The 12567-nt window shown below is 39.8% G+C and carries 11 protein-coding genes; 8 read left to right on the top strand and 3 right to left on the bottom strand.

The annotated features are described in order from the left end of the window. Positions 1-121: 121 nt before the first annotated feature. Positions 122-1426, bottom strand: a complete 1305-nt coding sequence (tig, locus tag AACU98_RS18200) for a trigger factor (RefSeq protein WP_004245089.1) — start codon at positions 1424-1426, stop codon at positions 122-124. Between the two features lie 322 nt (positions 1427-1748). Beyond that, complete coding sequence (bolA, locus tag AACU98_RS18195; protein ID WP_004245090.1) at positions 1749-2063, bottom strand: transcriptional regulator BolA; 315 nt, start codon at positions 2061-2063, stop codon at positions 1749-1751. 330 nt (positions 2064-2393) lie between these two features. Here bolA and AACU98_RS18190 point away from each other — a divergent pair, with 330 nt between their 5' ends. Then, positions 2394-2972, top strand: coding sequence for a YajG family lipoprotein (locus AACU98_RS18190; RefSeq protein WP_004245091.1), 579 nt, complete (start codon positions 2394-2396; stop codon positions 2970-2972). Positions 2973-3029: 57 nt separating this feature from the next. Further along, positions 3030-4550 (top strand): muropeptide MFS transporter AmpG, encoded by a 1521-nt coding sequence (gene ampG / locus AACU98_RS18185; RefSeq protein WP_036894237.1) that lies wholly within the window; start codon positions 3030-3032, stop codon positions 4548-4550. A 99-nt stretch (positions 4551-4649) separates the two neighbouring features. On the opposite strand, the gene dbpA is transcribed toward ampG, so the two are convergent. Beyond that, on the bottom strand, positions 4650-6023 hold the full coding sequence (gene dbpA, locus AACU98_RS18180) for an ATP-dependent RNA helicase DbpA (RefSeq protein ID WP_012367479.1): 1374 nt from the start codon (positions 6021-6023) through the stop codon (positions 4650-4652). A gap of 355 nt (positions 6024-6378) precedes the next feature. Here dbpA and AACU98_RS18175 point away from each other — a divergent pair, with 355 nt between their 5' ends. The 6 genes from AACU98_RS18175 to cyoE all read left to right on the top strand — a co-directional run bounded on the left by AACU98_RS18175 (position 6379) and on the right by cyoE (position 12413). Further along, the gene (locus AACU98_RS18175; RefSeq protein ID WP_161735298.1) at positions 6379-7140 is read left to right on the top strand and encodes a nucleoside-specific channel-forming Tsx family protein; all 762 of its coding nucleotides are present in this window, start codon (positions 6379-6381) and stop codon (positions 7138-7140) included. Between the two features lie 496 nt (positions 7141-7636). Then, positions 7637-8587 (top strand): cytochrome o ubiquinol oxidase subunit II, encoded by a 951-nt coding sequence (gene cyoA / locus AACU98_RS18170; protein ID WP_004245101.1) that lies wholly within the window; start codon positions 7637-7639, stop codon positions 8585-8587. A gap of 4 nt (positions 8588-8591) precedes the next feature. Further along, complete coding sequence (gene cyoB / locus AACU98_RS18165) at positions 8592-10574, top strand: cytochrome o ubiquinol oxidase subunit I (protein WP_012367478.1); 1983 nt, start codon at positions 8592-8594, stop codon at positions 10572-10574. Then, positions 10574-11185, top strand: coding sequence for a cytochrome o ubiquinol oxidase subunit III (locus tag AACU98_RS18160; protein ID WP_004245104.1), 612 nt, complete (start codon positions 10574-10576; stop codon positions 11183-11185). Before cyoB ends, AACU98_RS18160 begins: the two co-directional genes overlap by 1 nt. Continuing rightward, positions 11185-11517: a cytochrome o ubiquinol oxidase subunit IV gene (locus AACU98_RS18155; protein WP_004245105.1), complete on the top strand. Its 333-nt coding sequence runs from the start codon at positions 11185-11187 to the stop codon at positions 11515-11517. The genes AACU98_RS18160 and AACU98_RS18155 overlap by 1 nt, the downstream gene beginning before the upstream one ends. 11 nt (positions 11518-11528) lie before the next feature. Further along, positions 11529-12413: a heme o synthase gene (gene cyoE, locus AACU98_RS18150; protein WP_004247221.1), complete on the top strand. Its 885-nt coding sequence runs from the start codon at positions 11529-11531 to the stop codon at positions 12411-12413. Positions 12414-12567 lie beyond the last annotated feature (154 nt).

The following is a 12567-nucleotide window of genomic DNA, read 5'->3' as shown; positions in this document are numbered from 1 at the left end:
AGAATTATCTGGAGATAATCGCTCAAATTTCAAGACAAAATTTGATAAATATACACAAACTGAAAAAAACCCGTGGTTTTTACCACGGGTTTTTGCTTAAAACCGATATCGCGGTTAAAAATTAACCCATCTGAACTTCGTTCATTAGTTCAGTGAAGTTAGTTTCTTTTTCCGTTACTTTAGCAGTTGCTAAGATTTTTTCTACCGCTTGCTCTTCTAATGCTAAATTACGGATGTTATTCATCAGTTGTTCGTTCTTATTGTAGAACTCAACAACTTCTGATGGATCTTCATAAGCTGAAGCCATTTCGTCGATCAACGCTTTCACACGCTCGTCTTCTGCTTTCAGTTCATTACTATTGATCACTTCACCTAACAGTAATCCAACGATAACACGACGTTTTGCTTGTTCTTCGAACAATTCACGTGGTAATTGCAGAGCTTGTTTTTCATCACCACCGAAACGTTGTGCTGCTTGACGTTGCAGAACTTCAATTTCGCTATCTACCGCAGCTGCAGGTACGTCAACTTCGTTAGCTTTCACTAAGCCATCGATAACTTGTGATTTAACACGTGTACGGATCGCATTTTTCAGCTCACGTTCCATGTTTTTACGTACTTCGGCACGTAAACCATCAACTGAACCATCTGCAATACCGAAGCGTTTGATGAACTCTTCAGTTAATTCTGGCAGTTCACGCTCTTCCACTTTTTTCAGGTTGATAGCAAATTGTGCTTTTTTACCTTTTAGGTTTTCAGCGTGGTAATCTTCTGGGAAAGTCACATCGATAGTGAATTCTTCACCTGCTTTATGACCGATAAGACCTTCTTCAAAACCTGGGATCATACGGCCTTGGCCCATTGCTAGTACGAAATCTTCAGCTTTTCCGCCTTCAAATTCTTCACCGTCAATAGAACCATTAAAATCAACAGTTACACGATCTTCTGCCGCAACTTCACCTTCTTTATCTTTCCACTCGGCTTGTTGTTTACGCAGAGTTTCTAACATGTTATCAACGTCTTCGTCTTTAACTGTCACGATAGGTTTTACCACTTCAATGCTTTCCAGATCTTTCAGTTCGATTTCTGGGAAAACTTCGAATTCTACAGAGTATACAAAGTCTTCACCTTCTTTGTATTGCTCTGGTTTGTAATCAGGTGCACCTACTGGGTTAACTTTGTTTTCGATGATAGCGTTGATGAAATTACGCTGCATCAGATCACCCAGAACATCATTCAGAACAGACATACCGTAACGTTGTTTAACCATAGACATTGGTACGTGTCCTTTACGGAAACCATCAATGCGAACAGTTTTAGCAGCTTTTTTCAGTTCGCTGTCTACAGCTTTTTGGATATCAGCGGCTGGTACGGTGATTGTGACACGACGCCCTAGGCCTTGAGTCGTTTCAACAGAAACTTGCATCTTGTTACCTCAAAATAAGTTTTAGTGCTCGGTCTACTTTAAAGGAAGCTAATCTACGGCAAGTAGTATTAGACTTAATACTCCTTTCAGAACCGGGGCCGCCACATTTAAAAAAACGAGGATCCCTGATATCAGAAGCATCCCGAAACCTTACTGAAAATTAGACGCGACATTATAACGATCTAGAGGGGTTGAGTCGAGAAAGAGCCGTTTTATTCCTCAATTTTTTCATAAAAACAAGGTTAACACTGCTTTTTAGCCCCATAAAGAACAAAAAATACGCATCTTAGTCATCATTTACTCACGATTAACAATCTTCTTATTAATCTTGTTGGCTTCCACCACGACATCCTGGAGAGTGTAATGCTTTATCTTGTTGTTCATCCCACTCGCTCAAGGTAAAAGTGTGCAGAGCTAAAGCATGAACGCCATTATCTAATTCATGAGATAACGTTTGATAAACATCACGATGACGTGACACACTGCGTTTATCATTAAATAAGTCACTCACAATAACGACTTTAAAATGGCTCTCCGAGCCTGCAGGTACATTATGACGATGGCTTTCGTTAATGACTTGCAAAAAATGGGGAGAAAAGCGTGAAATCAGCTTATTCTCAATATCATCACGGATCATCTCAGTCCTTATAACATAACAATCAAAAAAAGAAGTTATCTGTTAGTTAAGTGAATAAATAACTTTTCGTAATACAGATAAATGGCTTTCTTGTCTTAAACATTACCTATGATAATCGCTTATTTTTTCTCTTGAGTAAAATGCTCACCTTAACAAGAGAAATGGCGTGAGTTATAAATCTGTTCTTATCACAATAAAACGTATTGATAAAAATCAGATAATTTCGTTCATTAAAGGGATATTAGCTACGCTTTTGCAGTGGTATGATAGGCAAAATAGCCACCCTTATCTGCTGAGAAAACGGCAGAATTACTTAATCGAGACACTATCATGATAAAAAATTTACTTTGTGCCGTGTTTGCGCTGACACTGCTAGCAGGATGTGCAACACCAAGCAATAAATTATCGATTGAGCCAGTGATGTCTGTACCACCATCAGATCCAACTATGCGCCCAATTACACTTAGTATCACCAGCCAAGATAAACGACCTTCGAAAAACTTAGCGGAAATGAGTCGTAATGGTAAGTTAGAGGTTTTAGTACCTACACGTGATTTAGCTTTTCTAATGCAAGAAATCGTTCAAAAACAGATGATGGCACGTGGCTATACTTTTGGCTCTCCAGCCGCAGCTGACGTAATTGTGGTGATAAATAAACTGAACGCAGATATTAGTGAAGGAAGTCTACGCCATAATATTAGTGCTAAAGCAGATATTTCCGTTGTTGTCAGCATGCCTAATGGCAGTACAAACACCAAAACCTATCGTACTAGCTACAATGTACAAGGCCCATTTGGCGCATCCAATGATAAAATAGCGGCAGCGATTAATAATGTTTTATCTGAGCTTGTCAGTGATATGGCAAAAGATCCTTCTGTCAGCCAATACATCAAATCTAACGCTCGTTAATTAATAAAAAACGGCTTGTAAAGATAGCAAGAAACAAGCCGTTAAAAGGAATTTTGCATGCTTCAAGCCGCCTTTAAACAGACCACTTGGTATAAATCTTTTATTTTACTGTTACTTGGTTTCACTTCGGGCTTACCCCTTGCATTAACAGCAGGAACCTTACAAGCATGGATGACAGTAGAAAATATCGATTTAAAAACGATTGGTTTTTTCTCATTGGTTGGCCAAGCTTACGTGTTTAAATTCCTCTGGTCGCCGTTTATGGATCGCTATACACCTTCATTCTTAGGCCGCCGCCGAGGATGGATGTTATTAACACAAATCGGTCTTGTGTTAGGTATTGCGGGTATGGGCTTTTTAAACCCTAGCCATCATTTATGGTGGTTAGCCTCGTTAGCCGTCATCGTCGCTTTCTGTTCTGCCTCACAAGACATCGTCTTTGATGCCTATAAAACCGATATCTTAAAAGCCGATGAACGAGGCACAGGTGCAGCAGTCTCTGTGCTGGGCTATCGAATAGCGATGCTGGTTTCTGGGGGCATGGCGCTATGGCTTGCAGATAAATATATTGGCTGGCAAAACATGTACTGGCTAATGGCTGCCTTAATGGGCATTGGTATTATCGCCACGCTATTAGCTCAGGAGCCAGAAACCGCCGTCAAACCTCCACGTACACTCTATGAAGCCGTTATAGAGCCTTTATATGAGTTTTTCTCTCGTAATAATGCATGGTTAATTTTACTACTTATTGTGCTATACAAAATGGGAGATGCCTTTGCGTTAAGCTTAAGTACCACATTCCTTATTCGTGGCGCCGGATTTGATGCAGGTGAAGTGGGATTAGTCAATAAAACGCTTGGATTGGCAGCAACCATTGTCGGAGCCTTATTAGGCGGTTTATTAATGCGCCGTTGGACTTTATTCAAAGCGCTGATGATCTTTGGTATTTTGCAAGGGGGGTCAAATATCGGCTATTGGTATTTAGCTATCTCTGAGCAAAATATTTATAGCATGGGAGCGGTAATCGCTTTCGAAAATATTTGTGGTGGTATGGGAACGGCGGCTTTCGTTGCTCTACTAATGACACTATGCCATCAATCTTTTTCAGCAACACAATTTGCCCTTCTTTCCGCCTTAGCGGCTATCGGCCGAGTCTATGTCGGTCCTGTTGCAGGCTGGTATGTAGAATCCCATGGCTGGGAAGCGTTCTATCTTTTCTCTATTGTTGCCTCTGTTCCCGGTATTCTTTTGCTGATGATCGCTAAAAATACACTCACTTATACGCAAAAAACTGGCGAATTTTTACAACGAACATTATTTATTAAACAATACCGTTTAGCGATTTATGGTTTACTCTTTGCCGTATTACTATTTTTGTGTAGCTTAATATTACTTATTATTAATTCGTTACCAAATTTAGAGATGTTTCAGTCAGTTGATTTTATACAATCTATTAATAATGAATTATTAAGCGAGCTTACTTCTACACTCTTCTTATATGGTGTCATTATTGGCGCCGTTAGCTTAATTATCGGGACTATTTTAGATTACTTGGCACTGAAAAAAACAGCTAATTAAGTTGCCTCAATCAATCATCTATTCAAGGACAGCCTAGGCTGTCCTTTTTCTATGTTATCTCTTTATGCTCAAACAGAAAATAATAGGTGATATAACAAATTATCTAAACAGTCTGACTTTTACTGATTTACCTTTAATTTTACCTTGTTGAAGGCTTTTCCATACCTGTTTAGCAATGGACTGTTTTACCGCTACATAGGCATGAGTTGGATGGATATTTATCTTACCAATATCTTCTCCACTAAACCCTAAATCTCCAGTTAATGCACCAAGGATGTCCCCTGGACGCATTTTTGCTTTTTTACCGCCATCAATACATAGTGTTGCCATTGTCGCAACCAATGGTGTGATTGATAAACCTGAAGGGGCTGATTGCCAATCCAGTTTTATATTCAACATTTCTTCCAGAGCATTGGCGCGAGGGATCTCTTCTGGTGCGCAAAAACTAATCGCTAAACCACTTTCTCCCGCTCTGGCTGTTCGTCCAATTCGATGTATATGAACTTCCGGATCGTGTGATAATTCATAATTAATCACCATTTCTAGCGCTTTGATATCTAAGCCTCGCGCAGCGACATCTGTGGCGACTAACACTCGACAGCTACCATTAGCAAAACGGATCAATGTTTGGTCGCGCTCTTTTTGCTCCATATCGCCATGTAACGCAAGGACACTTTGGTTGCTTTCGGTCAAAGCTTCATACACATCTTGGCAATCTCTTTTGGTATTACAAAATACCACACAAGAATTAGGTTGATGATGACTCAAAAGCTTTTGTAATAATCCCAATTTGCCATAACGGGAGATCTCATAAAATTGTTGTTCAACCGCTGGCAATTCATCCGGTGAATTAATCTCAATAGTGACAGGATCTTGTTGAATTTTTCGACTAATTTTAGCGATTTCATCCGGCCAAGTTGCAGAAAAGAGCAAAGTTTGACGTTGTGTCGACATTTGAGAAATGATGTCGCTAATATCATCAAAAAATCCCATATCCAGCATTCTATCTGCTTCATCAAGTACCAATGTTTTTACATCAGCAAGTGTGACAGTCTGCTTGTTTAAATGATCTAACAAACGCCCCGGAGTCGCGACAATAATATGAGCAGCATGAATTAATGAATCCCGTTGAATGCTAAAAGGCACACCACCACACAGAGTCAGAATTTTAATGTTAGGCAGAAAACGAGCCAGTCGACGTAACTCATTAGCGACTTGGTCAGCTAATTCTCGTGTTGGACATAATACTAATGATTGAGTATTAAATTGTTTTGCATCAATACGTTGCAATAAACCTAAGCCAAAAGCTGCTGTTTTGCCACTTCCGGTTTTTGCTTGGGCTCGAACATCTTTCCCGGCAAGAATAGCAGGTAAAGACGCTTCTTGGACGGGAGTCATCGTTAAATAGCCAAGCTCATTAAGATTAGTAAGTTGCTCAGCAGGAAGTGCATGAAGATCAGCAAATGAGGTCACAATAAAATTCCGAATTAATAAGAAAAAAACAGTTATCTGCCATGATACTATCCCTTTTTTATGGTGTCGTGAGATATTTCGCCTCACCTTCGTCATTTCTGTTAATTAAAACTTATTGCCATCATTATTCTTCTTCTCTCACTCTATATTCTTTTCATTAACATACCAAAATAATAAAAACAAACTAATCAATACTAAACTTCCGATAAAGAAAACCCAGATCAATATTCTAGAATGTGATCATATTTTAGATACAAAACACTATAAAAAAACACTTTATAAATTATAGTATCAAAACAAACAGTGAGAATAATTCACACCACAAACAATACAACAGAAAAACTAATTATACATTATGATAAGAAAATCAATTTTATTGTTTATTACAACAACATGCACTTTACCTACACAGGCTAATTATCTCGGTGGATTTGCTAATATCAGTATCAATTATCTTGACTGGACGACACATACCACCCATAAAACAGGCCAAACTTCCCATAAAGATGATTTTGCTTATTTAGAACTTGAAGGGGGAGCCCACTTTTCATGGGGTGAGTTTTATGGCTTTTTTGACTTAGAAAATCCTTTTAATAATCGACAAACACAGCCCGGCGATAATCAGCGCTATACCGTCAAAGGAACTAGCCGTATTTATTTAGCTGACAGTGGATTAAACCTTTATGGCCATGTATATGGTACTTGGTCACTGCCCGGAAAAGAATATGGCGGTAATTTCCATGAGGTTAATACACTTTATGGTATTGGGTATAACACACAATTAGCAGATATCTGGTTTAAACCTTTTATAGCTTTACATTATGTCGATCAAACTTATTATTCAGGAAATAATGGCTATGTGGTTGGTTGGGTTGCCGGTTACGATTTTAACCTGGTAAATCAAAAATTTAGCATCACAAATTGGCATGAGATGGAGTTTGATCGTAATAAACGTTATGGCAATGGCGGAAAAAATGGCTTTAATGGAGCTGTCGCTATTTGGTGGCACCCCACGGCTTCCATTACTACAGGCATTCAATACCGCTATGCTTATAAAAAGTTAGGAGAAAACTTTTTACAAGATGGTGTGATCTATAGCTTAAAATATAACTTCTGATGGCTAATTGTTAATTTTTGTGACAGCGAATCACTTTTTATTCGCTGTTTGTCATTTTTAGCAGTTAATAAAAAAATTTCTTCTATAATAGAAATATTCAACAAACAATCAATCTGCGATATAAAAAATCATATAGCGATTAAATAAAGATACGAAACATCAAGATAAAACGAAATTTGCTTTCTAATACTCCTCAGACCTGTACTGTGTTTACTTTTTAGACAAAAAACGTTTTCTTACACTTTTTGCTGTAATTTTTTTTGTAAAAATATGTATTTATTTTAAAAACATGCTACTTTATGAAATTATAGTTAATTCACAATAATTAAATTAACATTTATTTAATAGTTTAATTACTTGTGATCACATTAACACAAAAGACTAACCAATCACTTACTTACCATTACAATTGTTTACACTGTCGCAACCTTACCGTAAAATGTCCTTACTGATACTGATGAAACAACAATAGAACCTTTATCATTTGGGTCGTTGGATGAGACTTATGAAATACATAAAAAGTATTGGGACACTCTCGCTATTAGCAGCCGCTGTTCTTTTAAGTGGTTGCGATATGGCGTTAATGAATCCCAAAGGCGCTATCGGCGCTGAGCAAAAAACATTAATCCTCATTGCGCTTGGTTTAATGTTGATTGTTGTGATACCGGTAATTCTGATGGTGATTGTTTTCGCTTATCGCTACCGTGAATCCAATACTAAAGCAACTTATCGCCCTAATTGGGCTCACTCAAATAAAATTGAGCTTGTCGTGTGGACCGTGCCGATTATCATTATCGTGATATTGGCAACCATCACATGGAAAACAACCCATGAACTTGATCCCTATAAACCACTAGTTTCAGATGAGAAACCGGTTACCATTGAAGTGGTTTCAATGGACTGGAAATGGTTGTTTATCTATCCAGAACAAGGTATTGCAACCGTTAACGAACTGGCTTTCCCAACCAATGTTCCTGTTAATTTCAAAATTACCTCTGATTCTGTCATGAACTCATTCTTTATCCCGCGCTTAGGTGGACAAATCTATGCCATGGCTGGAATGCAAACCAAACTTCACTTAATTGCTAATGAACCAGGTGAATACCAAGGTATGTCAGCAAGTTATAGCGGACACGGTTTCTCTGACATGAAGTTTACCGCCATTGCGACACCTGATCGTGCAGGCTTTGATGCATGGGTTGCAAAAGTAAAACAGTCATCAGATACGTTAAATACCACCGCTGCATTTGATGAACTTGCTAAACCAAGCCAGAAAAATCCAGTGACCTACTATTCAAGCGTGAAGCCGATGTTATTCCAAGAGACCATCTCTAAATTTGGTCATACAGGTCATGGCGCTCACACCGGTAGCAATCAGACTGAACACTCTGATGCAACAATGAATATGAACATGAGCCACGCGGCACATGCAGGAGCAGAGGAATAAAGGCATGTTCGGAAAATTAACTCTCGATGCAATCCCGCTACAAGAACCCATTGTTGTCGTAACCCTAATCGGCATCATTCTTGGCGGTCTTGCTGTTGTTGGCGCTTTAACCTATTTCCGTAAGTGGAAATGGCTATGGAGCGAATGGTTAACCAGTGTTGACCATAAAAAAATTGGTATTATGTATATCATCGTTGCAATGGTCATGATGTTCCGTGGCTTTGCCGATGCCATTATGATGAGAAGCCAACAGGCACTCGCCTCAGCGGGGGAAGCTGGTTTCTTACCACCTCATCACTACGATCAGATTTTTACCGCACACGGCGTTATCATGATTTTCTTCATGGCAACACCTTTCGTTGTCGGTCTGATGAACCTTGTTGTACCTTTACAAATTGGTGCGCGTGATGTGGCATTCCCATTCCTAAACTCACTGAGTTTCTGGTTCTTTGTCGTCGGTGTACTGCTTATCAATATCTCTTTAGGTATTGGTGAATTCGCACAAACAGGTTGGTTAGCTTACCCACCACTTTCGGGCTTGGAGTACAATCCTGGGGTCGGGGTCGACTATTGGATATGGAGTTTACAGATATCCGGTATTGGTACGCTTCTAACGGGGGTTAACTTCTTCGCCACTATCCTGCGTATGCGTGCACCAGGCATGACAATGATGAAAATGCCAGTGTTCTCATGGGCTGCATTATGTACTAACGTACTGATTATCGCTGCATTCCCAATTTTAACCGTCACTATCACACTACTGACGTTAGACCGCTATCTTGGTACACACTTCTTTACCAATGATATGGGCGGTAACATGATGATGTACATCAACCTTGTTTGGGCTTGGGGTCATCCAGAAGTTTATATTCTTATTCTGCCAGTCTTTGGTGTGTTCTCTGAAGTTACCGCGACGTTCTCTAAAAAACGTCTATTCGGTTATACCTCTTTAGTCGGTGCGACCGTTGTTATCACCGTCTTATCATTTATCGTTTGGTTACACCACTTCTTTACCATGGGCTCAGGTGCCAACGTTAATGCCTTCTTCGGTATAGCCACCATGATCATCGCTATACCCACAGGGGTTAAAATCTTTAACTGGCTGTTTACCATGTATCAGGGCCGTATCGAGTATAAAAGCCCTATGCTATGGACAATCGGTTTCTTAGTCACCTTCTCAGTAGGGGGGATGACTGGGGTACTATTAGCGGTTCCTGGCGCAAACTTTGTATTACATAACAGCTTGTTCTTAATCGCTCACTTCCACAACGTCATTATCGGTGGTGTGGTGTTCGGTTGTTTTGCTGGTATGACTTACTGGTTCCCTAAAGCATTTGGCTTCACGCTTAATGAAAAATGGGGTATCCGCGCATTCTGGTTCTGGTTTATCGGTTTCTTTATGGCCTTTATGCCACTGTATATCCTTGGCTTTATGGGTATGACTCGCCGTTTAAGCCAAAATATCAACCCAGAATTCCACCCAATGCTGATGGTTGCTGCTGGTGGTGCCGCTCTGATTGCTCTTGGTATTGTTTGCCAAGTTATCCAAATTTACGTCAGTATCCGCGACCGCCACTTAAACCGTGATTTAACAGGTGATCCATGGGGTGGACGTACTCTGGAATGGTCAATTTCTTCTCCTGCACCTTTCTATAACTTTGCCGTTGAACCGCAAGTGAAAGCTCGTGATGAGTGGTGGGATCAGAAAGAAAAAGGTACTGCTTATCAGCGCCCTGCAAAATATGAACCTATCCATATGCCAAAAAATACCGCAGCAGGCGTCATTATCTCTGCATTTAGCTTAGTGTTTGGCTTTGCCATGATCTGGCATATCTGGTGGTTAGCGATTGTTGGTTTCGCAGGAATGATAGTCACTTGGATCGCGAAAAGCTTCGATACAGATGTTGATTACTATGTCCAAGTACCTGAAATTGAAACCATCGAGAATAAGCATTATGAAGAACTGAAAAAAGCAGGTGTGAAATAATGTCAACTCAAACTTTAAATAACGCAAACGCCCATGAGCATCATGGGCACCACGATGCAGGAGCGACGAAAGTTTTCGGCTTCTGGATCTATCTAATGAGCGACCTTATCCTGTTTGCCAGCTTATTCGCCACTTATGCGGTGCTTGTTAACGGGATTGCTGATGGTCCTTCAGGTAAAGAAATCTTTAGCCTGCCTTTTGTTTTAGTTGAAACCTTCTTACTACTGTTTAGTAGTATCACTTTTGGTTTCGCCATGCTTAGCATGAATAAAGGTAGTGTTAGCCAAGTCAATCTGTGGCTATTCGTTACCTTCTTATTCGGTTTAGGCTTCGTGGTAATGGAAGTGTATGAGTTCCATGAACTTATCGCTGAAGGTTATGGCCCAGATCGCAGTGCATTCTTATCGGCATTCTTTGCCTTAGTATCAACACACGGTCTGCACGTAACAGCGGGATTAGTTTGGATTATTATTATGATGATCCAAGTATCACGCCGTGGTTTAACTGATGTTAATCGCACCCGTTTAAGTTGCTTAAGCCTGTTCTGGCACTTCCTTGATGTTGTCTGGATCTGTGTGTTCACCGTAGTTTATCTGATGGGAGCGATGTAATGAGTCATCCAAATACTTCTCCTTCAGGCGCAAGCCACGGCAGCATGAAGTCCTATCTGATTGGCTTTATTCTGTCCGTTATCCTCACCGTGATCCCATTTTGGATGGTGATGGAAGGAACAGCTACAACCTCAACTATCTTATGGACAGTCGTTGGTATGGCCGTCGTACAGATTGTTGTTCATTTAGTCTGTTTCTTACATATGAACACGTCCTCAGAAGAGCGCTGGAACGTTATCGCATTCCTATTCACCTTGTTGATTATCGGCATTGTTGTGATTGGCTCACTGTGGATTATGTACAACCTGAACATCAATATGATGATGGATTAAGAGTTGTCGCTATGATTAAGCAATACCTACAAGTCACCAAACCAGGAATTATTTTCGGAAATTTAATTTCTGTGATAGGTGGTTTCCTTCTCGCCTCAAAAGGCGAGATTGACTACCCCCTATTTTTCGCGACTCTACTTGGGGTGTCTCTGGTCGTTGCTTCTGGTTGTGTTTTTAACAACTATATTGACCGTGATATTGACCGTATCATGGAAAGAACGAAGAATCGTCCATTAGTTCAAGGATTAATCGACCCGCAAATTAGCCTTATTTATGCCTCAGTATTAGGTATTGCAGGTGTTGTGCTGCTCTATGTAGCAGCCAACCCACTTGCAATGTTTATCGCTGTATTCGGCTTTATTATTTATGTTGGGGTATATAGCCTCTATATGAAACGTAAATCTGTTTATGGCACACTGATCGGTAGTTTATCAGGCTCTGCACCACCAGTAATCGGCTACTGTGCTGTTAGCGGTGAATTTGATGCGGGTGCAGCAATTTTATTACTTATCTTTAGTTTGTGGCAAATGCCTCACTCTTATGCCATTGCGATTTTCCGTTTTAAAGACTACCAAGCAGCCAATATCCCCGTATTACCTGTTATTAAAGGGATCTCAGTCGCTAAGCGCCATATTATTCTCTATATTCTGGCCTTTATGGTTGCAACGCTGATGCTAACTTTAGTGGGATATGCAGGGTATAAATACCTGATTGTTGCCTCTGCAGTCAGTATCTGGTGGTTGGGCATGGCATTATCTGGTTATAAAGCAACCAATGATAAAGTGTGGGCAAGAAAATTATTTATATTTTCTATCATTGCCATTACATCATTAAGTGTAATGATGTCTGTTGATCCCACCAGTTCAACAGAAACGGTTCTCGCTTATCTGAGATAATGTAATTTCAATTGCAAAAAATGCTAATGCCAGTCAATCATGACTGGCATTTTTAGTTTAAATATCATATTCAGCCTTATCAGTACAATTTCGTCTTTTTTTGTATCCCATTTATTGATTAACCTCGTGACAAAATACTATTACAATGAGGTAT

Origin of the sequence: Proteus sp. G4380, from assembly GCF_963885725.1 — a bacterium.
In the GTDB taxonomy this organism is placed as follows: domain Bacteria; phylum Pseudomonadota; class Gammaproteobacteria; order Enterobacterales; family Enterobacteriaceae; genus Proteus; species Proteus mirabilis.
This window is presented reverse-complemented; position numbering and strand designations above follow the sequence as displayed.